This window comes from Paraburkholderia sp., from assembly GCF_024281035.1.
Taxonomy (GTDB): domain Bacteria; phylum Pseudomonadota; class Gammaproteobacteria; order Burkholderiales; family Burkholderiaceae; genus Paraburkholderia.
This window is the reverse complement of sequence record NZ_JAMXLH010000012.1, coordinates 63,233-84,322: the sequence shown is the minus strand read 5'-3', so window position 1 is coordinate 84,322 and position 21,090 is coordinate 63,233. Positions and strand designations below refer to the sequence as shown.

Sequence of the window (21,090 nt, the reverse complement as noted above, 5' to 3'; positions counted from 1 at the left end):
ACCACGCGCACCCATTGCGGTGCGGGCGTGATCGCGACCTGCTGCTTGAGCATTTCCATGGCGACGGCGAGCGAGCGCACGCCATCCCACCGCAGTTCCATGTTGTAGTTCAGGCCGCCACGGATCAGATGCAGGTGATTGTCGATCAGGCCGGGTAAAACAGACCGGCCGCCGAGATCGATGCGCTTCGTCGCGCCGCCCGCGAGCGGCACGATATCGGCATCGCTGCCGACCGCGACGAAGCGGCCATCGGCAATCGCCACCGCAGTGGCACCCGGATTCGAGCGGTCCAATGTGGTGAACCGTCCGTTATACAGAATCAGATCGGGTTGGGCTGCGGTCGCACTCATGTGATTGTCCTCACTTCGTTGACTTCGAAATCAATTCGCGCTTGCGTTGCTTGATAACCGAACTAAAGGCCGCGCATTAAAGGCCCAAGAAGGGTTTCAGCCACGGAATGGCCTGCATGCCTATCGTCATGCCGAACAGGCCGACGAGAGCAACCAGCGGCGGTGCGGGCGAGCGGACCTTGATCACGCTGTAGATCACGCCGATCAGCACGCCTGCGGCCAGTGACACCAGATACGGTTCCATGCAATCAGTCGCTCCGAAGGTTTACGACTGGCCGGTGCGACGCCTCCGTGGGGAAAGCGGCGCATCGGCTTCACGCGATCAGCTTCGGGAATCGCGACGATAACGATCAATGCGCTGCAACGGCAGGCAGCACCTCGCCCAGCTTCGCCGCACGCTGGGGCGCCTTATGAACCATCGTGTAGGCGTAGTCGATGCCCATGCCGTATGCGCCCGAGTGCTCCCGCGCGATCGCCATCACCGCATCGTAGGTTTCGCGGCGAGCCCAGTCGCGCTGCCATTCGAGCAGGACCTGCTGCCAGGTGACCGGCACGACGCCCGCCTGGATCATGCGCTGCATCGCGTAGTCATGCGCCTCCTTCGACGTACCGCCCGATGCGTCGGCCACCATATAAATCTCGTAGCCGCCTTCGAGCATCGCGCACAGCGCAAAGGTGGTATTGCAGACTTCGGTCCACAGGCCCGCCACGATCACCTTCTTGCGGTTGTTCGCGGCAAGCGCGTCGCGAACCTTCTGGTCGTCCCATGAGTTCATCGAGGTACGCTCGAGCAGCTTTTTACCCGGGAACACATCGAGCAATTCCGGATACGTGAATCCCGAGAAGCTCGTCGATTCGACTGTCGTGATCGTGGTGGGAATCTCGAACACCTTGGCCGCCTTGGCCAGCCCGACGACGTTGTTCTTCAGCACCTGCCGATCGATCGACTGAACACCGAACGCCATCTGCGGCTGCTGATCGATAAAAATCAGCTGGCTGTTTTGCGGGGTAATTAATTCGAGCTTCGGATTGGTCATGGCGCACCTGATGTTTGATGCGTAGAAAGAGCCACCAGACCGGAATAACCGGAATGGGTGGAATAGAGGATGGGCTGGCAACTCGCCGTCCAGCCCGCGCTATTTAACATGTAAATCAAAAAAAGAGAACGACAAATAAATAGCGTTCGAGCAACGCCGAAAGTTGAATGTCAAATCACTATTCTTACCGCACATTCAGCCTTTTCTTGTTGTATCAAACCCGATACGCTTTAAAAAATTCGCGGTCCGGTTCGCGATACCAGCAAATTGTCGACGAGATTCGTTTCATGAAATCGTATGCATTTTCGCTACTCGCCGGCATCCTCGCCGGCGTCGTCTACTACACGATCGGCGTGCAATCTCCGGCTCCGCCTGCAATTGCGCTGGCGGGCCTGCTCGGCATGCTGGCGGGCGAGCAGATATTGCCCATCGCGCGTCATGTACTGTCGGGTCTCAGGCTGAAGGCCGCATGGCGCGAAGCGAAATCCGGCCAGCATATGTTCGGTGCGCTACCGGGCGCTCAACGGCCCAATGCACCCGATGCGCCCACAAAGAACCCGCATCGATCGTGATGTGAGCTCTCACGGATCCTGCATATGCTGCCCGGCGGCGCGCATGTGCCGGGCGAGCGTTTGATCGGGCGGAATGTTGTGGCGGGTTCGCGCGAGAAGATGGCTGCCGCGTGCGAAAGCCGGACTGCCCGGACCTCAGGGAAGGTGCCGGGGGTAATCGATAAGAGGCGCAGTAAGAGGCGCAGTAAGAGGCGCGGTAAGAGCCGCGGTAAGAGCCGTAAAGCTGAACCGCTATTGGGTCGCCAGCGACTCCGCCAGCCGAACGCGACGCGATGCGGCGGTGGCGCGACTCAGGTCGCGGCGCATGCGTTTGAGCACCGCACGGTCGAACGAGAATCCGATCCAGCCTAATCCGCCGTGGCGCAACAACAGCACGATGCCGTCGATTGTCAGGTTGGGCTCCGCGAACCAGAGCGGCTGGAGGGTGATGTGATAGTTGTGCGTGCGCGAAAGCTGCTGCGCGGCGGGCGGTTTCATTGCCGACCGGTAGAGCGCCAGTTTCTGAATCAGCGCCTCGGCCTGCGCGCCGTCGAGTATCGTCGAGGCCCCGCCGCACTCGATCAGCAAGGCCGCCTTGCCTTCACGCTCTACGCGCCCGACTTGCAGCCCACATTGTTCGCGCATCTTCACTCCCCAACGCGCTGTTCGCGTCGTGTCCCGTTTCGCCGGAAAAACCGCTCCTGACGACAATCGTGGCACCGTCCGGTCGTGCCTTCAATTTCGCCTCGATGAAAAATCCTTCACGTCGCTGAAAATGCCACGTGCAATGCCACCCGAAGGCAAGCTCAACTCCGAATTTCAGCATTCTGGCGTGGCCGCGATCGTTGGCCTCGCTACCATCTGCGCACCGCGCTAAAAACAGAATGGGTCATTCGCAGACGCTCATTGCGCCCCCGACACCCGCCGGTGTCGAGGGCTCTTTTGTTGCGACACCTTTACCGCTTTCTCTACTGCTTTCATCAGCCCGCGCCGAAATACGGCTGACAAAAACCAGCCGGGCCAACGCAGCCGTCCGGCCCGTCGGGCTGTCCATGCAGGCCGGCGCAGCCGGCCAGCGCGAACGTCAGCGCTGCACCGAGCGCGAAACGCGTCCAATTGCGGCGCTTGCGCGGTTGCTCATTATGGCGATTCGACATGGCTTTCTGCCGTGTGCTTTTAGTGATGCGAATAAAACTCACGATTCAGTTCCTTTAGTTCGCCGCTGCGAACAGCTTCGATGTACTCGTTCTTGACCTGCTGCCGTGTCTTGCCGCGCGTGTTTGCAGTCGCGACGGCCTGCCCGGTCTGAGCAGGACTCGCAGCGAACTGTTGCTCCGGCGTCGCCGCCGCTGGCGCGTCCTGTGCATGCGCGACCCCGCATGCAAGTAGCGCCGCGCCGAGCGCAGCAGTCCATTGCACCCGTTTCTTCATCTTCAATCTCCGCTTCGATAAGTCCTTCACGATCCACATGGCCGCCGCTTTTCGCGTTTGATCACATTTGATCGCGCATGACGAAGCGATAACGAGCCAGGAGGCGAAGCTACGATAACGGCGCGCGCCTGTACCGGTATCGACGTACACATGAACAAATATTTATTCGGTTCCGGCCAACACTCAATCATCAAAACCGGTCCAGCCAGTCGACCAGCCACATCGCGGCCACGGGCATGCGCATCATCTTCCGATGCGCGCCGCGCGTTGTTTTTCGCTGACGTAAAAACAACGCCACGATCATCAGCCGGCCTTGCGACGCCCTTCCGACAGGGCTCGCGGGGCCAACGGCATTCTGAAATTCAGAGTTTTAGTTTTTTGCAATTTGGACTTTCCGGCCTTTTGCATAATCGCCGCGAATTGATTGGTCTCACGGCCCATGCCATTCCACCCATGGTGAGGCCCATTCAATCCGGACCGGCATTCCAGCTTCGCTGGAGACCGGAGATAGACGACATAAATGTTCATCAATAAAACGTCCATGAAAAAACTCCTGATCGCAACCGCAGCGCTGGCGACTTTCGCCACCGCCGCTCATGCGCAAAGCAGCGTCACGCTTTACGGCACGCTCGACAACGCCGTCGCCTGGTTCAGCAACGTCAAGGGCGCCAACGGCTCGGGCAATCTGGTCAAGATGTCGGCCGGCAACGTCTCGCCGAACCTCTGGGGCCTCAAGGGTAACGAGGATCTCGGCAACGGCCTGCACGCGATCTTCCGGATCGAGAGCGGTTTTGACGTCAACACGGGTAATTCGAACCAGGGTGGGCGCCTGTTCGGCCGTCAAGCCTACGTCGGCCTGCAGTCGAACAACATGGGCACGGTGACGCTCGGCCGCCAGTACGATCCGCTGATCGATCTGATCCAGCCGCTCACGAATGACGACGTCTTCGCTTCGACGTTCGCCACGCCTGGCGACATCGACAACTATGACAACAGCTTCCGCACCAGCAACGCGATCAAGTACATGAGCCCCGATATCTCGGGCTTCAAGGTGTCGGCCATGTACGGCTTCGGCGGCGCGGCCGGCAGCATGAGCGCAGGCCAGACCTACGCAGCAGCCGTGTCGTACAACAACGGCCCGATCGGCCTCGCCGCAGGCTATTTCCGCGCGACGAGCGGCAACGGCACCGTGTCCTCGTTCGACGGCCTCCAGAGCCCGACGACCGGCGGCGTTGTCGACGACTCCCCGGGCATCTCGGGCGGCTTCGTGTCGGCCAACTCGCTGCAGATCGTGCGTGCGGCAGGCAGCTACGCGATCGGCCCCGTCACGACCGGCATTTCGTACAGCAACGTCCAGTACCAGAATTACCAGACTGCAACGTCCGGCTCGAACAACCGCACGGAGTTCAACACCGGGCAAGCCTACGTGAACTACCAGCTCCTGCCGGCAATGGTGGTTGGCGTCGGCTACAACTACACGAAGGGCGGCGGCAACGGCGTGGACGTTACGTACAACCAGGTCAGCCTCGGCGCGATCTACTCGCTGTCGAAGCGCACGGACATCTATGCGCTCGGCGGCTACCAGAAGGCTTCGGGCAACACGTTCAACACGAGCGGCGTCCTGTCCACGGCTGTTGCGTCGATGGGCGACTTCGGCAACGACGCGAGCAACGACCGCCAGGGCATGGTCATGGTCGGTATCCGCCACCGCTTCTGACCGGTTCTGACCGGTCGTCGCCTCGCGACGACCCCTCCCCTGTCTCCGGCCTGCGGGCCGGATTCGGCCCCGCCGCGCACGTCATGTCCGCGGCGTTTTTTTTGCTCCTTCGCTTTGCGCCTCCACATCGTTTGTGGCGTTGCCCGCAGCCCGCGCGTCTTTGCGCTTCGTTTATTTTCCTAAACTTCGTTTCATCTTCTTCCTAGCGCTTCTTAAAACAACGCGCTTCGAGCCGCTTCGATAATGCTCACGTATTTGGAAATCGGAAAACCCGGACGAGCCGATGCGGCATCTCCCCGGGTCAAAACGGAATCGTGAATGAATCAACTGCAAGCCATGCGGGTGTTCATCCGCATTGTCGATCTGGGCGGTTTCAATCTGACCGCGAAGCAACTCGGCATGTCGGGGCCGGCGGTCACGCGCAGCATCGGCATGCTCGAAGCGCATCTCGGCATGCGGCTCCTGAATCGCTCCACACGCAGCATCTCGCTCACTGAAGCGGGGCAGCTCTATCTTGAGGGATGCCGTGCTGTCGTCGAGAAGCTCGACGAAGTGGAGTCCGATCTCGTCCGCGCCACGCGCGCGCCGATCGGCGTGCTGCGCATCGCGGCTCCTGCCGTATTCGCCGGCGGCGATCTGGCGGGCCTGTTCCGCGAGTACCGCGAGCGCAACCCGCGCGTCGATTTCGCGGTCACCGTCTACGATGCGCCGATCAACCTGATCGACGGCGGCTACGACATCTGCTTCGCGACCAGCAGGCATCCGGCCAGCGCTTCGCTCGTGAGCCGAAGCCTCACGTCGGAGCAGGAAATCGCGGTCGCCTCGCCCGCCTATCTGGCCGCGCATGGCCAGCTTCAGAAGCCATCCGATCTTTCGGCGCACGAACTGATCGCGCTCGCGGACGGGCCGCGCATCTGGGAATTCGGCATCGATCGCAACATCCAGCGCATCACCGTGAACGGGCCGCTCACCACGAGCAACTACGCAATGGCGCGCGCGGCGGCGCTGGCGGACATGGGCATCGCGCTATTACCGGCGAAGCTTGTCGAGCAGGATATCGAGAGCGGCGCGCTGCGGCGCGTGCTCGAACGCCATGACGTCAACGGCGGGCGGCTGCAGATCTCGATCGTGTACCCGGGCCGCAACTATCTGACGATGAAGGTGCGCAGCTTTATCGACTTCGCCGTCGAGTACTTCAGAACGGATACGGCGCAGGCGTCAAACGGGCTGCGCAACGCCGCCTGATCCTCTCCTGAACAACGAATCGCACTATGAGCGCGCGCCGGTCGTGCGATTCCGGCCATCGCGCTCGTGCCGCACTCATGTTGCGCTCATGTTGCAGTTAGGCCGCGCCGTGCGTGCGGAGCCGATAGCCGTAGCCCGCGATCGTCTCGATGCGCGCGACGCAGCTGCGCTGCCCGAGCTTGCTCCGCAGCCGCGAAACCGCGCGGTTGATCGTCGACGGATCGACATCCTCGCGCCCGGACCACACGTAACGAATCATGTCGTCGCGTGCGACAGGGTGATTGGCCTGACGCAGCAAGCACTTCAGCAGCAGAAATTCGCGGCGCGTCAGTCCCGCGCGCTGCGCATCGTCGAGCATCCGGCTCGCGAGTGCGTCGTCAGCCGTCTGTGCCGTACGCGCACTCGCGCCCGCATATCGCGCAGTCCTCTGGAATGCGATCAATCGCTCGTGCAATTCGATCGACGAAACCGGCGTGCAGAGGCAGGCGTCCGCACCGGCTCGCAACGCAGCCGACCGGTCCGGCGAGCCGGCCTGGCGGTCGAGCACGGCCAGGATGGCGCGGCCCGCCATGCTGTGCGCGAGACGCGGCAGCGCACCGCAGAGCGCCGACATCGGCTGCTCATGCGAAGCAACCAGAATCGCTGCGTCGAACGTTTCCTCGCCTGCCCAGAAAATACCGTCGTCGATAGCGGGCACTTCCTTGAGGCTATGCGCGTGCTCGTGAAGCGAACGGGCAATCCACGCACCCTGGGTGCGTGGCGGCGACACTAACAGGATCCTCATCGTGCACCCGGCTCATTCACCACGAGCGCGCCCGGCCAGCACTCGACGCTGATGCGTGCACCCGATTCCGCGCTTTCGTCTGCAGTGTGGTTCGCGCTGTCATTCAGTTTGCCGTTCGCGTCTTCGATGCGAAGCCGGAAATCGTGCAACCTCAGCACCGCCGCGACCATGCTGAGCCCGAGTCCCGAACCGGGCACCTGGCGTGCGGCGCTGCCGCGATAAAAGCGCTGCAATACCGCGGCCCGCTCCACATCCGGAATGCCGGGACCGTTATCGGCGATCTCGACCACCGCGCCATGCGCCGTCGCGCGCAACGCCACGCTCACGCTGCCGCCCCACGGCGCGAACTTGATCGCATTGTCGATCAGGTTGCTGAACGCCTCGAACAGCAGCGCGCGGTCGCCGTGAATCGGTGCGGCCTCATCGATCTGTGCGCGCCACTTCAGCGCGCGGCTTTCGGCGAGCGGCTCGTAGAGTTCCGCGAGTTCCTGCACGAGCTCCGCCAGATCGATGAACCCGAAACCGCCGCGACGCTGCAGCGTGCCGATTTCCGAAATCCGCAGCATGGCGCGAAACCGTTCGAGCAGGCGGTCCGTCTCCGCGCGTGCGCATTCGACCAGCGCCGTGCCCGCTTCGTCGGTGCGCACGGATTCGAGCGCGGCGACGCGCCCGAGCACGGTATGCAGGCGCGCGAGCGGCGTGCGCAGGTCGTGCGCGATACCGTCGCAGGCGCCCTTGACCTCGCCCATCAGGCGCTCGATCTCGTCGAGCATGTGGTTCACCAGATGCGCGAGCATGTCGAGTTCGTCGCTGCCGCCGCCAACGGGCAGGCGCTGCGCGAGGTCGCCCTGCGCGATGCAGAGCGTCACGCGGCGCATTTCGTACACGCGCCGGATTTGCCGCACGCCCAGCACGAGCGAACTGGCGATGACGAGCAGCACCGCAATGCCGCCGCCCGCCATGAGCGACCGGATCACGATCTCGCGGATCAGCAGGACGCTCGTCATGTCGCGCGCGACGACGAGTTGCCGGCCATCCGGCCGCTTCTCCGTCATCGACCGGACGATCGGCGAGCGTACGCCATCGAGCAGCAGCAGCGTATGCCTGAGCGTGACGCCGGTGCGGACGGTGCCGTCTGTGACGCCGTACGACGGCAACACGGCAACGTCGCCCGCGATATGCCGGCCCGCACTGTCGAAGAGCCCGTAGTAGTTCGAATGCCTGTGCCCGTATTCGAGGCGATAGGTGATCACACCGGCGAGCTGGCCATCGGGCACGGAACCGAAATAGTTGAGCTGCCAGTTGAGAATCGCGTCGGTGTCGCGCTCGATCGAGCCCGTCGCCACCCACGAGATGACGCCGACGAGCAGCGTCAGCACGATTCCGAACAGCGCGGTGAATACGTAGAGCCAGCGCACCGTGGCCGTATGCCAGCGGTGGCCGGCCGGATCGTGTGCCTCCGGCGTGGAAAGACTCACTGCGTCCTCCTAGCCAAGCATGTAGCCGGAACCGCGGACGGTCTGGATCATCGGTTCCACACCCGGCGGATCGATTTTCTTGCGCAGGCGCCCCATGTGGACATCGATCAGATTCGTGCCCGGATCGAAGTGGTAACCCCACACGGCCTCGAACAGCATCGTGCGCGTGATGGTCTTGCCCGCGTGGCGCATCATGAATTCGAGCACCTTGAACTCGGTGGGCAGCAGCGCAATGTCTTCGCCGCCCCGGCTGACCCGTCTGGAAATGAGATCGATCTCGAGATCGCGCACGTGCAGCACGGTCTCGGGCGTCGCGCCCGTGGATTGCCGCCGGCGCAGCAGCACTTCGAGGCGCGCCGTGAGCTCGTCGGGATCAAAGGGCTTGGTCAGATAGTCGTCGCCGCCCGCGCGCAGGCCGCGCACGCGCTCGTCGACGTCGCCGAGCGCGCTCAGCATCAGCACGGGTGTCTGCACGCCGACCGTGCGCATGGCGGTCAGGATCGAGAGGCCGTCGACGCCGGGCAGCATGCGGTCGAGCGTAATCACGTCGTACTGGTCGCTCAGCGCATGTGCCATGCCGTCACGGCCGTTGTCGACCCAATTAACCTGAAAACCGTGCTGAGTCAGCTCGCCGATGATTTCGTTCGCGGTAATGGCGTCGTCTTCAACGGTCAGCACGCGTACCTCGTTCATGGGGGGCTCCGGCAGCCAGCGAGCGCGAATCGCTCAGAAGCGGGGAATTTTACCGGCGCGTTTGCGCCGTACTTCCGATATTTTCATGAAAAGAATTTCATTTTCCCTACGATGGCAGCCCCGCAAGCGGCGCGCGGTCCTCTACGCAGTGTGCGGCGCTCAGCCGGTGCAAAGCTGGTAGCCATAGCGGCTCACGGTTTCGATGCTCGTGCGCACCCCGCACGCGCCAAGCTTGCGCCGCAGTCTCAGGACCACGAGGTTCAGGCTCGACGGCTCCACGCCCTCCTTCTCGGGCCAGGCATAGCGAATCAGATAGTCGCGGGCAATCGGTGCATTCGCCTCGCGCAGCAGGCATTCGACGACGAGATATTCGCGCCGCGTCAGCTCGACCCGTTGCGCGCCCTCCACCAGTTCGCGCGTGGCCGGATCGAGGCGGACTTCGCGCACGCCGCGCCCCGCGCGGCCCGGCGCGGCGCGCGAGAGTGCGCGCATGCGCTCGGTGATCTCCATCACCGAATACGGCGCGACAAAGCAGGCGTCGGCCCCGGCGCGCAGCAGTCTCGCGCAGTCGGCGGGCGAGGCCGCGTCCAGCACGACGACGAGCGCAGGCCGGCCCGGCAGACGCGCAAGCGTCGGCAGCGCCGCTGCGAGATCGGTCTGCGACGGTCCGCCTGCCACGCAGACCACGAGCGCGTCGAACCGCTCCTGCGCGGCGAGGTAATGCGCGAAGCGCAGATCGTCGGTCGCCTCGACGCTGTGCAGGCTTTCGCTCAGCGCCTTGCAAAGATAGACCCGCTCCGCGTCGGACGCGCAGCTCAACAGGATTCTCATCGGTGGGCCGGGTCCGTCATGAATCGTGCGGCCAGCAATCCACGCGGATGAACGCGCCCGATGCGGGGCCGTCCGCGTCCGCGATGGAGAGCCGGAAGTCATGCAGCCGCACGACGGCGGTGACGATGCCGAGCCCGAGCCCCGTGCCCGGCACGTGACGCGTGCGCTCGCCGCGGTAGTAGCGCGTCAGCACGCACTGCCGCTCGTCTTCGGGAATGCCGGGCCCCGAGTCGACGACGGAGAATTGCGGTCCCGCTTCGAGCTGGTGCAGCCGCACGCCGACGTGCCCGCCATCGGGCGTGAACTTGATCGCGTTGTCGAGCAGGTTCGTGAACGCCTCGAAGAGCAGCGCGCGGTCGGCCCAGACAGCCCCGACGTTTTCGATGCTGACCGTGAACGCAATGCGCCGCTCGTCCGCGAGCGGCGTGTAGAGATCGCACAGTTCGGCGACGAGCACGTCGAGCGCAACGGATGAAAACGCGCGGCGCCGCCGCAGCGAGCCGATCTCCGAGATGCGCAGCAACGCGGCGAAGCGGCCGAGGATCACATCGGTGTCGTCGCGCGCAGCCGCCAGCACGCTCGCGGCGCTCGCAGATTCGGCCGCGCCCGCGTGCGGCAACGACTCGGCCAGCGTCGCGAGACGCAGCTTCAACTGCACGAGCGGCGTGCGCAGGTCGTGCGCGACGACATCGCACGCGCCCTTCACTTCGTCCATCAGCCGCTCGATCTCATCGAGCATCTGATTGACGAGCCGCGCGAGCATGTCGAATTCGTCCCGCCCGCTCACGGGCAGACGCTGCGCGAGATCGCCGCCCGCGATGCGCGAGGTCACGCGCCGGATATCGGCGACGCGCCGCATCTGCCGGACGCTGAGCAAGAGCCCCACGACGAGGCCGCCAAGCAGGCACGCACAGCCGCCGACCACGAGCGCCTTCAGCAGCTCGTCGCGCACGCGCTGCACATCGTCGAGCGTGCGCGCGACGACGAGCCGCGAGCCGTCGGCGCGCACTTCGCCCATCGCCCGCACGCGCACGCGCCATGCGCCGACATCGAACCACAGTGTGTTGCCTCGCTCCAGATCGTGAGGATGGGTGAAGCGCTCGAATACGAGCGCGGGCGGAACGCTGAGGAGGTCGCCCGCGAGCCGGCGGCCGTCGGGCGCGAAGAGTCCGTAGTAGTTGCGCTGGTGCGGCTGGCGCCGGATGCGCGCGTCGATCGACGTCGCGAGATCATCGTTCGCGTAGCCGTCGAAATAGCGCAGTTGCCAGCGCAGCCCGCTATCGGTCTCGCGCTGCATCGCCGCGTTGACGGAATACTCGATGAGCCCGAGCAGCGCCGTGAATGCGACGGAGAAAATCACTGCGTAGGCGATGAACCACCGGAACACGGTGCTTCGCCAGCGCTCGTGCCGCGGGTCGGCAACAGGGACGCGAATCCTTGCGTGCACAACGGGCATGGCCAGCGGTCGGGACAGATTCATCATGCGAGCGTCAATCCGGTGAACACGTCGACCCTGTCCGATACCCACGCATTTTCAGCCCGCCTCTCGCCCATCCTTCCATACGAGCAGCGATCTTAGCCTCCATGCTGCGGCGCAACGACATCATTTCCATTAAGAGAGCGTTAAGTTTCTAAAGTTGCGCGCCTGCCGCCACGGCGGCTTCGCGCGTGCGGGCAACATCGTCGCGGCCCGGCATCGTTTGCGCCTCGTCCGGCAGGTCCGCCCGGCTCCAGCCGCCGCCCAATGCGCCGATCAGCGCAACCGAGGTCTGCAGGCGGCGCGTCTTCAACTGGATGGTGGCGATCTGCGCGTTGAGCGCCGCGATCTGCGCGACGGTCACGTTCAGATAGTTGTCGATGCCGCCCGTGTAGAGCGTCAGCGCGAGCTTCTGCACCTGTTTCGCCGCGGCAAGCGCCGCGTCCTGTTGCTGCGACTCCTGCGCAAGACCATCGGTCAGCGCAAGGTTGTCCTCGACTTCGCGGAACGCCTGCAGCACCACCGCGCGGTACTGGTCGCCCGTCTGCGCGAACCGCGCCCAGCTCGCCTGCAACTGGGCGTGCCGCAGGCCGCCCTCGAAGAGCGGCAGCATCACGGACGCGCCGACTGCCCAGAGGGTGTTGGGCAGCGAAGCGAGACCCCACGCCGTGTCCTCGAAGCCCGCCTGCGCGGCCAGCCGAACGTTCGGATAGAACGCGGCGCGCGCGATGCCGATTGCGGCATTCGCGGCGGCCATGCGGCGCTCGGCCGCCGCGATGTCGGGCCGCCGCTGCAGCAGCAGCGATGGCATGCTCACGGGCACGACGGGCACGGCCACATGCATGACCGATTCGCTCGCCAGATGGAAGCCGATCGGGTTCTCGCCGGCCAGCACGGCCACCGCGTGTTCGAGCACGCGGCGCTGTGAGACCACCTCGGTGTCGGCGGCCTTCGCGGAAGCCAACTGGTTCTGTGCGCGCGCAACGTCGAGCCCTGCCGCAATCCGCCCCGCGTAGCGCGTTTGCGTGATCTCCAGCGCGTTTTGATAGAGCGCGATGGCCCGGCCATAGGCAGCGTGCTCGGCATCGAGCCCGCGCATCGCCATGTAGTCGCTTGCGAGTTCGGTTTCGAGGCTGAGCCGCGCCAGCGCAAGCTGCGCCGCTGCACGCTGCGCGCCGCTCTGCGCCTCACGCACGCGATTGCTGGCTTCGCCCCAGAAGTCGAGCGCCCACGAGGCTTCGAGCCCGTACCCGTTCGACATCTGCTGGCGAGGTCCCGTGCCGCTATGGAACAGCGTGTGGGCCGATTCGTGGTTCTCGCTCGTGAAGGCGTTCATGCCCAGCTCGGGCAGCAGCCCCGCATGCGCCGCCGCCACCTCGTAGCGGGCCTGGGCATACGTCTGCACGGCCGCTTTCAGATCGGGATTCGATGCGTCAAGCTTGCGCTCCAGCGTGTCGAGTTCCGCGTCGTCGAAAATCTTCCACCAGGCGCCCTGTTCCGGCGGGCCGGACGGATCGGCCTTCACGAACGGTCCCATGCCCGAATATTGCGGCGGCAACAACATGCCCGGCGGATGGTAGACGGGCGCGAGATTGCATCCGGAGACGAGCATCGTCAGCGCGAGCACGGCCATGCCGCCGAGGCGACCGAGGCGGCTGAGGCGGTCGCAGGCGCCGCTGCGCCTCACCCTCATCGCGTCACCTCCGAGTGGCCGCCGGGCGCGGCGGAAGCGACCGCCACACCGTTCTCGCCCGGCTCGATATGCACGGCCTGGCCGTCGAGCAGACCGGCCGACGGACTCATCACAATCCGGTCCGATGCACTCACACCTTCGAGCACCTGCACCGTCTTGCCGAAGTTGAGGCCGAGCTTCACGTTGCGCAGATGCACCTTGTCATTGGCATCGACAACCGCCACCTGCATCCCTTCGGCGCGGAACAGCAGCGCCTGCTCGGGCACGACGAGCGTGCCGCGGTCGAGCGGAACGTTCAGATGCACGCTCGCATAGGCGCCCGGCCAGATCAGGCGATCGGGATTCGGCACGAGCAGCTCGGCGATCACGGTGCGCGTCTGCGGGTCGAAAGCGTTGGCGGTCGTCTGGAACGACGCCTTGAATTCGCGGCCCGGGAACTGCGGCAACGACAGCGTCGCGGTCAGCCCAGGCTTCAGTATCGCGGCGTAGTCCTGCGGCACCGACACGAACACGCGCATCTCGTGAATATTCGCGACGGTGAAAAGTTCGTCGGCCGAGCCGCGCGAGCCCACGTCGACGCCCGCGGCGTTCACGTAGTTGCCGACGTCAGTGCTGCGCGCGGTCACGACGCCGTCGAACGGCGCAACGATATTCCTGAAGCCTTCGAGCACGCGGTACCGCGCGACTTCGTGCTCGGCCGCGCGCACCTGCGCTTTTTGCGCGGCGGCGTCGGCGACCTTGACGTCGACGTCCTGTTGCGCGACGGCCTGGGTACCGGCGAGCGCGAGCCAGCGCTGCGCCGTCAGTTGCGCGAGGTTGTAGCGCGTGCGCGCCACGTCGAGATCGGCTTGCGCGCTCTGGTACTGCTCGTCGACGGCTGGCGCGTCGATGGTCGCGAGCACCTCGCCCGCCTTCACGGTCGCGCCATAGTCCTTGTTCCAGCGGCGCACGTAACCGGACACCTGCGCGTAAATCGGCGCGGAATACCACGCGCGGATGTTGCCGGGCAGCGTCAGCGTGCGCGTGGCCGGGCCGGGGCTCGGCGAGACCACCTGCACCATCGGCGTCGCATCTTCGTTCGCCACCTGGGTCAGCTCGGTCAGGTTGCGATGCCGCTGGATCACGCCGAGTGCGACAACGCCCGCGACGGCGAGCGCGGCCACGAGCACCCAGGCGCGCGGACGAACGCGCGCAGGCAGCGGCGCCTCTCTGTTGATGTTGATGCTCATGCTTGCTTCTCCGTTGTGGGCTGCTCCCGGTCGCGATGCAGCAGCGCGAACACACAGGGGACGAACAGCAGCGTCGCCACCGTGGCGAACAGCAGCCCGCCGATGACTGCGCGGCCGAGCGGTGCGTTCTGGGTGTTGCTGAAGGACATCGGGAGCATGCCGACCATCATGGCGAGTGCCGTCATCAGCACGGGGCGGATGCGGCCGAAACCGGCCTCGATGGCGGCTTCGACGGCGTTGCCGTAGCGCTCCAGATGTTCGCGTGCGAACGACACCACGAGGATCGAATTAGCCGTGGCCGTGCCCATGCACATGATTGCGCCCGTGAGCGCAGGCACCGAGAGCGTCGTGCCGGTGACAAAAAGGCTCCAGACGATGCCCGCGAGCGCAGCCGGCAGCGCGGTGATGATGATGAACGGGTCGAGCCACGACTGAAAATTGACGACGATGACGAGATAGACGAGCAGGATCGAGAGCGCGAGGCCGCCGATCAACTCGACGTAGGCGCTCGACATCGTCCGCGCCTGGCCGCGCAGGTGAATGCTCGCGCCGGGCGGCAGATCCTTCTGCATCTGCGCGACCGTTGTGGCCACATCGTCGTAGACCGCGCCGAGGTCGCGACGCTGGTTGCTCACGAAGATGTCGATGGCCGGCAGGATGCTGTAGTGCGACGCGAGCAACGGCGTGCCGGTCTGCGTGATCCGGCTCAGCGCGCCGAGCAACTGCGCGCGCGGCGCATTCGGGCCGCCCGTGCCGCTGTCGATCGGGATCGTTTCGAGATCGTTCATCGAGCTGAGCTGCGTCTGCGGCGTCTGCATGTTGACGAGGTGGGACACGCCATTGGCCGTGTCGAGCCAGTAGGTCGGCGCCGTCTGCCCGCTTCCGGAGAGCGTCGCGAGCGTGTTGTCGGCGATATTGGCCTCGGTCAGGTTGATGCCGGAGGCGTACGAGCGCGATGCGTCGATATGCAGCGTAGGCTCGTAAAACGCCTGCTGGATGTTGACGTCGGCGCTGCCGGGAATGCGCCGCAGGCGCGCGGCGAGCTCGCGTGCGTAATTGAAGTTCGCGACCTGGCCGCGCCCGGCGATCTGCACGTCGATCGGCGCGGGCAAGCCGAAGTTCAGAATCTTCGCGGTGATGTCGCCGGGCAGGAACGTAAACGTCGTGCCGGGAAAGCGCTTCGGCAATTCGCGGCGCAGCTGAAAACGGTAGTCGTCGACGGGCGAGTGCTCGTCTTTCAGGCTGATCGTGATATCGCAATCCTGCGGCCCGATCGTCCCGGACGAGCTGTAGGCCTCGTTGATGCCGCTCGCGGGCAAGCCGCAGTTATCGAGCACATTCGTGACCTGGCCCGGCAGGATCTCGCGTATCGCCCCGTTCACGAGCACGGCGAGCTTCGACGCTTCTTCCAGACGCATGCCGATGGGGGCACGCATGTGCATGTCGATTTCGCCGGACTTGATCCCCGGGAAAAAATCTCGCCCGAGCTGGCCGATGAGCGCGAGCGATGCGAGCGCAGCCGCCGCGAACGCGATGACGAACCCGCGCCGCCGCGCGACGGCTGCGGTCAGCACGACGCGATAGCGCGCGCGAAAGCGGTCGAAACGCTGCTCGAAGCCGCGCTGAAAGCGCGTGAACGGGTTGCCGCCCGTACTGTGCGCGAGCGCGTGGCCGTGGTGCCCGGCTGCGTGCCTGCGCTCGTGCCCCCGGACTTGCCCCTTGAGCAGCCACGCCGCCATCGTCGGCACGAGCGTGCGCGACAAGATGAACGAGGCCACCATCGCAAAGATGATCGCTTCGGCCATCGGCAGGAACAGATAACCCGCTACGCCGCCGAGTTCGAACAACGGCAGCCAGACGATGCAGATACAGAGCGTTGCGACGAAGGTCGGCACGACCATCTGGTTCGCGGCGGCGATGATGCCGCCCTCCAGTTGCGCACCGGCTTCCAGGTGGGTGTCGATGTTCTCGATCATCACGGTTGCGTCGTCAACGAGAATGCCGACCGCGAGCGCGAGTCCTCCGAGCGTCATGACGTTGATCGTCTGCCCGAGCCAGGAGAGCGCGAGAATCGAACTGAGGATGGCGAGGGGAATCGAGGTGGCGACGATCAGCGTCGAGCGCCAGCTGCCCAGAAACAGCAGGACCGTCAGACCCGTGAGCAGGGCCGCCGTGACCATCTCCTGGACGACCTCTTCCACCGAGTCGCGCACGAATCCCGACGCGTCGTTGAGCACCTTGATCTTCACGCCGGGCGGCAGCGTGCGCATGATGCCTGGCAGCGCCTTTTTCACACCGTTGACGACCGACAGCGTCGAAGCGTCGCCGCTCTTGAGCACCTCGATCAGCACGGCTTGCTGCCCCTTGACGAGCACGGCGTTCGTCTGCGGCGGCGAGCCACGGTGCACGTAGGCCACGTCGCGCAGATACACCGTTGCGCCGTTGATGGTCTTGATCGGCAGGTCGTTGAACTTCTCAACTTCGATCGGGCTCGAGTTGGTCTGCACCATGAAGTCGAGCGCACCGATCTTCTGGTCGCCGGCCGGCAACACGACGTTCTGCGCGCGCAGCGCAGCGGCCACATCGGAGGCGCTGAGCCCGTGCACGAGCAGCTTGTTCTGGTCGAGATCGATCTCGACGTTCAGCGACGCACCGCCGTATGGCGTCGGAATCGCCGCGCCCCGGACCGCCACGAGTTGCGGCCGGATCAGGTTCGACGCCATGTCGTAGACCTGCGAGGCCGTCATGCCCTTGGCGGACACCTCCAGATCGAGCACCGGCACCGACGACGCGTTGTACGAGAGCACCTGCGGCGGCGTGATGCCGGCCGGCATCTGCTTGAGCACCGTCTGCGAGATCGACGTGATCTGGGCCTGCGCCGCTGCGACGTTCGTGCCCGGCTGGAAGAAGATCTTGACGATCCCGCGCCCGTAGAGCGACTGGCTTTCGATGTGCTCGATGTTTTCGACCGTGGAGGTCAGCGCGCGCTCGTAGTAGTAGATGACGCGCCCGGACATGTCCTGCGGAGACAGACCGTTGTATGTCCAGACAACCGCCACGACCGGAACCCGGATGGCCGGGAAGATATCGGTCGGCATGTGGAACACGGCCATGACGCCGAACAGCACGATAAGGAGACTCATCACCACGAACGTCAGCGGACGTCGCAGTGCAACCAGGACAATGGCGTTCATTTCAATAAGCGGAGCTTGCGCGCGGAGCGCGTCATTCGGACAGCATGTAGCCGGTGCCGCGCACGGTGCGGATGGCGGGCGACGCGCCGGCCTGCGCGAGCTTGTTGCGCAGGCGGCTGACGTGGACATCGATCACGTTCGTGCCGGGATCGAAGCGGTAGCCCCACACGCCCTCGAAGATCATCGTGCGTGTGAGCACCTGGCCCGGGTGACGCATCATGTATTCGAGAATCCGCTGCTCGGTGGGCAGCATGTCGAGTGCACGGCCGTGAAAGCGCGCCGCATGCGCGAGCAGATCGCATTCGAGCGCGCCGAGCACGAGTCGCGGCGCGGCGCTGGAAGCAACGCTGCCGCGACGGGCCAGGACGTCTACGCGCGCGGCCATCTCGTCGGCCGAGAACGGCTTCGTCAGGTAATCGTCGCCACCGGCGCGCAGGCTGCGCACGCGCTCGTCGATGGCCGACATCGCACTCACGAGCAGCACGGGCGTCATGATGCCCACGCTGCGCATGGTCGACAGCACGGCAAGACCATCGAGGTCGGGTAACACGCGGTCGAGCGTCACCACGTCGTAGCTGCCGGCCATCACCTTCGCGAGCCCGTCGCGCCCGGTCGTGGCGATGTCCACCTCGTGCCCGAAGGCGCAGAGCGACGAACGGATGGCCTTCGCAACGAGCTCGTCGTCGTCGACCGAGAGAACGCGCGTCATGACCTCGCCTCGCGGACCACTGCGTGCGGACGGCGTGCGAATCCTGCTGCCAGGCCCGGGGAGGAATCGATCTGTAGACGTTTCATGGCGCATCGTTTCGTCGGAATGCGACGGATGATCGTCGAACGCGACTAACCCGTCCTCTCCACAAACATGAAGAGTCTTTAATGTTAGCTGCGAAGCGAAGCGAGGCGTGCGTTCTACGTGAAATGCACAATGCCGAAAGACTGAATTGCCCAATTACGCGCGCAACGCACGCGCATTCCGGGTTAAGCTTGCTGCCGGTCTCGAACGTTCTCCGGGACTTTTATCCACGCGTTAATCCCCGACGCGTTGGCGCGTCGGGGATTTTTTTTACGCCTGCGCTCGCAACGCAATGAAGAAGTTTTCATGCTCACGCTCTGGCTCGCTCGCCTGCCGTCGCCTATTCTCGCCTCGCTGCCGGTTCACTTGCCTCGTTCGCATGGTGCGGACTCAAAGACCGGTCTGAGCGCGACATTCAACTTCATTGCAGGAGCACACATGAAAACGTGGTTCAAGCTGGCCGCCATTTCGATCGTCGGTATCACGAGCCTTTCCGCACACGCCGAACACCTGACGCCGCAGCAATGCAACGGCTACCCGTTCGTCCATAGCCACCAGCCGACGCGCGACGATCTTCAACGCGAACTCGCGTTGGTCGAAGGCGAGGGCTACTCGCCGGGCGACGACAACGACGACTACCCCGCCGGCATCGAGCACGCCGAGCAGTTGCTTCAGAGCGATTACACCCGCGACTGCCTGCACCAGACGCCGGGCTCGTCGACCTAAGCGTTGCCGCCGCACGATGGGCGGCGCTCCGGCATGAAATATTTCTTCATCTTCGCGCTACCGGTCTGAGCACCGGCGCGAGACAGCGTGCGGGAACATGCGGGATTGCTGCCGCGCCGCGCAGCCGGAACGCGAACCGGACGCCGAGGTAGAGAGAGAAGCTGATGACACAGCAAATCAAACTGGAGCTGGTCAACGAATACGGCAAGCCGTCGCTGCTCCTGACGCTCGACGGCCGGACCGCGGCGCTCACGGCTGAAGAACTGGACGAGCTTATCGAGACGCTCGGCCTCCTGCGAGCCGACCTCACGCCCGCACCGGAGCAGACGGTGTCCAAAGCGGAACGCTACGCGGTGGAGACGAATGCGGAGTGGCACGTTCACCAGCATCCGCTGTTCGACGGCGCGCTGCTGTTCCTGCGCCACTCCGGGTTCGGCTGGACCGGTTTCGGTCTGCCGTCCGGGCAGATGGATCTGTTCATGGAAGCCACCACGCCGCCTTCGGAGTGGAAGAACAACGGTACGCGCAACTGACAGCGCACTCGACCAGGTCGAACCAGCTTGACGGCAGCTTTCATCCGAGTTTCATCTCAAGTACATTCCCGTTTCACTAATCGAAACGAGAATCCTCCCTTTTGAAGCAGTACGATTTGCTTCGAAGCACCCCAGAATCACTCCGCTCGCGTTGAGATCATCCCGATGATCGATGCGATTGCATTTCTGCCTGATTTTTCGTACTGCAAATCATTCACGCGCGACGGAGTCGCCGCAAATCTCACATCACCCCACCACACGATCATGACCGGCAATCTCCCCACCGACCATGCTGCACCGGAATACCTCCTCGAATTGATCGGGACGCTGTTCAAACACGAAGGCGAACCCGACATTCGCACAGTCAAAGGCCCAAGACACGAGGTATTCAAGATTGAGTGCGGAGGCCGCACTTATATCTTCAAAATCCTCGGAGAATGCGACCGGTTTCAACAGCGTGAAATTCTGGCGAGGGAGCTTTTGCCCGCGGACTTTCCAGCACCGCAGATACTGCATTCGGGCGTGACCGATGACAATCGGTACTGGATCGTGATGGAAGCCGTTGGCACGCAGGACATGCGCCGCTGGCTTCTGGGTTTGAATCGAGACGTCGGGGACTCACACCCCGTCATTAGCGAAATCTTTTACGAATGCGGAAGGCTTCTCGCACGCATTCACTGTGTTCAGTTCGGCGAACAGGAAGGCTTGCCGCGCAGCTTGTATTGCGACGAGATTTATAGCCTCGGCTACGGAACAGAGGCGTTCGGCGACAATCTGTTTGCGGCTGTCGGTCAGGCAATCGATCTGCTCGGCGAGGGCGCGCAAGCGCCCATCTTGAGAGCGTTGCGTTCAAGTGCGCAGCAATGCTTGCCCTACACGAATATGGAAGCGCTTTGTCACGGCGATTACAAGGCAAAAAATGTGCAGTTGACGGAAGCCGGTCGAGTCGCCGGCATTATTGATTGGGAGTGCCTCCATGTCGGATCACCCCTGACCGATGTGGCCCAGTTCCTGCAGCATGCTCGCCAGTATGAGGACATGGAGCGTTTTGCCGAGGGGTACAGCGCAGTGATCCCCTCCCGTGGCAGTCTTGTCAGCGCGGCATTTTCCTACCGGATGGCGGAGGTCGTGCGCGGTCTGAAACGCCCGCAACCATTCGACGAATTTGAATTGCGCATCAATCGGGAATACATCAAGGGTTGCGCCGACATCGTCGAATCGAAACGGGTAGACGCCATGATGGAAATTGCGAACGAGTTGCTTCGGTACGGCATCGAGTCGTGAAGTTTGATCCGACGATGAACGCGCAGCAAGGCAAGGGATGACGT

Annotated in this window: 23 protein-coding genes; 7 read left to right on the top strand and 16 right to left on the bottom strand. The window is 64.0% G+C overall.

Translation table 11 applies throughout. The features are described 5' to 3' along the window. The 3 genes from Q0L30_RS02810 to Q0L30_RS02800 form a co-directional block, all read right to left on the bottom strand. On the bottom strand, nucleotides 1–350 hold a 350-nt coding region (locus tag Q0L30_RS02810; protein WP_296650865.1), incomplete at its 3' end, for an amidohydrolase family protein. 76 nt (nucleotides 351–426) lie between these two features. Further along, nucleotides 427–594, bottom strand: coding sequence for a DUF1427 family protein (locus Q0L30_RS02805; protein WP_296650862.1), 168 nt, complete (start codon nucleotides 592–594; stop codon nucleotides 427–429). A 106-nt stretch (nucleotides 595–700) separates the two neighbouring features. Continuing rightward, entirely contained in the window at nucleotides 701–1,387 is a 687-nt protein-coding gene (locus Q0L30_RS02800) for a hydrolase (protein WP_296650859.1), read from the bottom strand. Nucleotides 1,388–1,674: 287 nt separating this feature from the next. Between Q0L30_RS02800 and Q0L30_RS02795 the strand changes: the two genes are divergently transcribed. After that, a complete protein-coding gene (locus tag Q0L30_RS02795) occupies nucleotides 1,675–1,959 on the top strand; it encodes a DUF1427 family protein (protein ID WP_296650886.1) in 285 nt (94 codons plus the stop codon). 231 nt (nucleotides 1,960–2,190) lie between these two features. Here the strand turns inward: Q0L30_RS02795 and Q0L30_RS02790 are convergent, their stop codons facing one another. Further along, nucleotides 2,191–2,583 (bottom strand): hypothetical protein, encoded by a 393-nt coding sequence (locus tag Q0L30_RS02790; protein WP_296650857.1) that lies wholly within the window; start codon nucleotides 2,581–2,583, stop codon nucleotides 2,191–2,193. 28 nt (nucleotides 2,584–2,611) lie between these two features. Between Q0L30_RS02790 and Q0L30_RS02785 the strand changes: the two genes are divergently transcribed. Next, nucleotides 2,612–2,815, top strand: a complete 204-nt coding sequence (locus Q0L30_RS02785) for a hypothetical protein (protein ID WP_296650855.1) — start codon at nucleotides 2,612–2,614, stop codon at nucleotides 2,813–2,815. Between the two features lie 103 nt (nucleotides 2,816–2,918). Here Q0L30_RS02785 and Q0L30_RS02780 read toward each other — a convergent pair whose 3' ends face one another. The 3 genes from Q0L30_RS02780 to Q0L30_RS02770 all read right to left on the bottom strand — a co-directional run bounded on the left by Q0L30_RS02780 (nucleotide 2,919) and on the right by Q0L30_RS02770 (nucleotide 3,912). Then, nucleotides 2,919–3,137 carry a hypothetical protein gene (locus tag Q0L30_RS02780; RefSeq protein ID WP_296650852.1) on the bottom strand — a complete coding sequence of 73 codons (219 nt, stop codon included), beginning with the start codon at nucleotides 3,135–3,137 and terminating at the stop codon, nucleotides 2,919–2,921. Next, a complete protein-coding gene (locus Q0L30_RS02775; protein ID WP_296650851.1) occupies nucleotides 3,115–3,519 on the bottom strand; it encodes a hypothetical protein in 405 nt (134 codons plus the stop codon). Before Q0L30_RS02775 ends, Q0L30_RS02780 begins: the two co-directional genes overlap by 23 nt. Nucleotides 3,520–3,672: 153 nt before the next feature. After that, complete coding sequence (locus Q0L30_RS02770) at nucleotides 3,673–3,912, bottom strand: hypothetical protein (RefSeq protein ID WP_296650848.1); 240 nt, start codon at nucleotides 3,910–3,912, stop codon at nucleotides 3,673–3,675. Between Q0L30_RS02770 and Q0L30_RS02765 the strand changes: the two genes are divergently transcribed. Together Q0L30_RS02765 and Q0L30_RS02760 are read left to right on the top strand one after the other, a co-directional pair. Continuing rightward, nucleotides 3,911–5,086, top strand: a complete 1,176-nt coding sequence (locus tag Q0L30_RS02765; RefSeq protein WP_296650846.1) for a porin — start codon at nucleotides 3,911–3,913, stop codon at nucleotides 5,084–5,086. The genes Q0L30_RS02770 and Q0L30_RS02765 overlap by 2 nt on opposite strands. A 318-nt stretch (nucleotides 5,087–5,404) precedes the next feature. After that, a complete protein-coding gene (locus tag Q0L30_RS02760) occupies nucleotides 5,405–6,331 on the top strand; it encodes a LysR family transcriptional regulator (protein ID WP_296650843.1) in 927 nt (308 codons plus the stop codon). Nucleotides 6,332–6,428: 97 nt separating this feature from the next. On the opposite strand, the gene Q0L30_RS02755 is transcribed toward Q0L30_RS02760, so the two are convergent. The 9 genes from Q0L30_RS02755 to Q0L30_RS02715 all read right to left on the bottom strand — a co-directional run bounded on the left by Q0L30_RS02755 (nucleotide 6,429) and on the right by Q0L30_RS02715 (nucleotide 18,419). Continuing rightward, nucleotides 6,429–7,115 (bottom strand): response regulator transcription factor, encoded by a 687-nt coding sequence (locus tag Q0L30_RS02755; protein WP_296650839.1) that lies wholly within the window; start codon nucleotides 7,113–7,115, stop codon nucleotides 6,429–6,431. After that, nucleotides 7,112–8,593, bottom strand: coding sequence for a HAMP domain-containing sensor histidine kinase (locus Q0L30_RS02750; RefSeq protein ID WP_296650837.1), 1,482 nt, complete (start codon nucleotides 8,591–8,593; stop codon nucleotides 7,112–7,114). Before Q0L30_RS02750 ends, Q0L30_RS02755 begins: the two co-directional genes overlap by 4 nt. A 9-nt stretch (nucleotides 8,594–8,602) precedes the next feature. After that, nucleotides 8,603–9,286, bottom strand: coding sequence for a response regulator transcription factor (locus tag Q0L30_RS02745; RefSeq protein WP_296650835.1), 684 nt, complete (start codon nucleotides 9,284–9,286; stop codon nucleotides 8,603–8,605). 159 nt (nucleotides 9,287–9,445) lie between these two features. After that, the gene (locus tag Q0L30_RS02740) at nucleotides 9,446–10,117 is read right to left on the bottom strand and encodes a winged helix-turn-helix domain-containing protein (RefSeq protein ID WP_296650832.1); all 672 of its coding nucleotides are present in this window, start codon (nucleotides 10,115–10,117) and stop codon (nucleotides 9,446–9,448) included. 16 nt (nucleotides 10,118–10,133) lie between these two features. Continuing rightward, nucleotides 10,134–11,573, bottom strand: a complete 1,440-nt coding sequence (locus Q0L30_RS02735) for a HAMP domain-containing sensor histidine kinase (protein ID WP_296650883.1) — start codon at nucleotides 11,571–11,573, stop codon at nucleotides 10,134–10,136. A gap of 175 nt (nucleotides 11,574–11,748) precedes the next feature. Further along, nucleotides 11,749–13,287 (bottom strand): efflux transporter outer membrane subunit, encoded by a 1,539-nt coding sequence (locus Q0L30_RS02730; protein WP_296650829.1) that lies wholly within the window; start codon nucleotides 13,285–13,287, stop codon nucleotides 11,749–11,751. Next, nucleotides 13,284–14,516 (bottom strand): efflux RND transporter periplasmic adaptor subunit, encoded by a 1,233-nt coding sequence (locus Q0L30_RS02725; protein WP_296650826.1) that lies wholly within the window; start codon nucleotides 14,514–14,516, stop codon nucleotides 13,284–13,286. The genes Q0L30_RS02730 and Q0L30_RS02725 overlap by 4 nt, the downstream gene beginning before the upstream one ends. After that, entirely contained in the window at nucleotides 14,513–17,710 is a 3,198-nt protein-coding gene (locus tag Q0L30_RS02720; protein ID WP_296650824.1) for an efflux RND transporter permease subunit, read from the bottom strand. Before Q0L30_RS02720 ends, Q0L30_RS02725 begins: the two co-directional genes overlap by 4 nt. A gap of 31 nt (nucleotides 17,711–17,741) precedes the next feature. Beyond that, a complete protein-coding gene (locus tag Q0L30_RS02715) occupies nucleotides 17,742–18,419 on the bottom strand; it encodes a response regulator transcription factor (protein WP_296650822.1) in 678 nt (225 codons plus the stop codon). 522 nt (nucleotides 18,420–18,941) lie between these two features. On the opposite strand from Q0L30_RS02715, the gene Q0L30_RS02710 reads away from it, so the two are divergent. From Q0L30_RS02710 to Q0L30_RS02700, 3 genes are all read left to right on the top strand, one after another. After that, on the top strand, nucleotides 18,942–19,229 hold the full coding sequence (locus tag Q0L30_RS02710; protein ID WP_296650819.1) for a DUF4148 domain-containing protein: 288 nt from the start codon (nucleotides 18,942–18,944) through the stop codon (nucleotides 19,227–19,229). A gap of 164 nt (nucleotides 19,230–19,393) precedes the next feature. Then, a complete protein-coding gene (locus Q0L30_RS02705; RefSeq protein WP_296650817.1) occupies nucleotides 19,394–19,762 on the top strand; it encodes a hypothetical protein in 369 nt (122 codons plus the stop codon). A gap of 165 nt (nucleotides 19,763–19,927) precedes the next feature. After that, entirely contained in the window at nucleotides 19,928–21,046 is a 1,119-nt protein-coding gene (locus Q0L30_RS02700; RefSeq protein ID WP_296650814.1) for a phosphotransferase family protein, read from the top strand. The last annotated feature ends 44 nt before the right edge of the window (nucleotides 21,047–21,090 follow it).

Excerpts from the sequence above, each read along its gene's own strand:
- Q0L30_RS02805 (WP_296650862.1), bottom strand. The coding sequence starts at position 594 with ATGGAACCGTATCTGGTGTCACTGGCCGCAGGCGTGCTGATCGGCGTG.
- Q0L30_RS02800 (WP_296650859.1), bottom strand. The coding sequence starts at position 1,387 with ATGACCAATCCGAAGCTCGAATTAATTACCCCGCAAAACAGCCAGCTG.
- Q0L30_RS02795 (WP_296650886.1), top strand. The coding sequence starts at position 1,675 with ATGAAATCGTATGCATTTTCGCTACTCGCCGGCATCCTCGCCGGCGTC.
- Q0L30_RS02790 (WP_296650857.1), bottom strand. The coding sequence starts at position 2,583 with ATGCGCGAACAATGTGGGCTGCAAGTCGGGCGCGTAGAGCGTGAAGGC.
- Q0L30_RS02765 (WP_296650846.1), top strand. The coding sequence starts at position 3,911 with ATGAAAAAACTCCTGATCGCAACCGCAGCGCTGGCGACTTTCGCCACC.
- Q0L30_RS02770 (WP_296650848.1), bottom strand. The coding sequence starts at position 3,912 with ATGGACGTTTTATTGATGAACATTTATGTCGTCTATCTCCGGTCTCCA.
- Q0L30_RS02760 (WP_296650843.1), top strand. The coding sequence starts at position 5,405 with ATGAATCAACTGCAAGCCATGCGGGTGTTCATCCGCATTGTCGATCTG.
- Q0L30_RS02755 (WP_296650839.1), bottom strand. The coding sequence starts at position 7,115 with ATGAGGATCCTGTTAGTGTCGCCGCCACGCACCCAGGGTGCGTGGATT.
- Q0L30_RS02745 (WP_296650835.1), bottom strand. The coding sequence starts at position 9,286 with ATGAACGAGGTACGCGTGCTGACCGTTGAAGACGACGCCATTACCGCG.
- Q0L30_RS02740 (WP_296650832.1), bottom strand. The coding sequence starts at position 10,117 with ATGAGAATCCTGTTGAGCTGCGCGTCCGACGCGGAGCGGGTCTATCTT.
- Q0L30_RS02735 (WP_296650883.1), bottom strand. The coding sequence starts at position 11,573 with ATGCCCGTTGTGCACGCAAGGATTCGCGTCCCTGTTGCCGACCCGCGG.
- Q0L30_RS02730 (WP_296650829.1), bottom strand. The coding sequence starts at position 13,287 with ATGAGGGTGAGGCGCAGCGGCGCCTGCGACCGCCTCAGCCGCCTCGGT.
- Q0L30_RS02725 (WP_296650826.1), bottom strand. The coding sequence starts at position 14,516 with ATGAGCATCAACATCAACAGAGAGGCGCCGCTGCCTGCGCGCGTTCGT.
- Q0L30_RS02720 (WP_296650824.1), bottom strand. The coding sequence starts at position 17,710 with ATGAACGCCATTGTCCTGGTTGCACTGCGACGTCCGCTGACGTTCGTG.
- Q0L30_RS02715 (WP_296650822.1), bottom strand. The coding sequence starts at position 18,419 with ATGACGCGCGTTCTCTCGGTCGACGACGACGAGCTCGTTGCGAAGGCC.
- Q0L30_RS02710 (WP_296650819.1), top strand. The coding sequence starts at position 18,942 with ATGAAAACGTGGTTCAAGCTGGCCGCCATTTCGATCGTCGGTATCACG.
- Q0L30_RS02705 (WP_296650817.1), top strand. The coding sequence starts at position 19,394 with ATGACACAGCAAATCAAACTGGAGCTGGTCAACGAATACGGCAAGCCG.
- Q0L30_RS02700 (WP_296650814.1), top strand. The coding sequence starts at position 19,928 with ATGATCGATGCGATTGCATTTCTGCCTGATTTTTCGTACTGCAAATCA.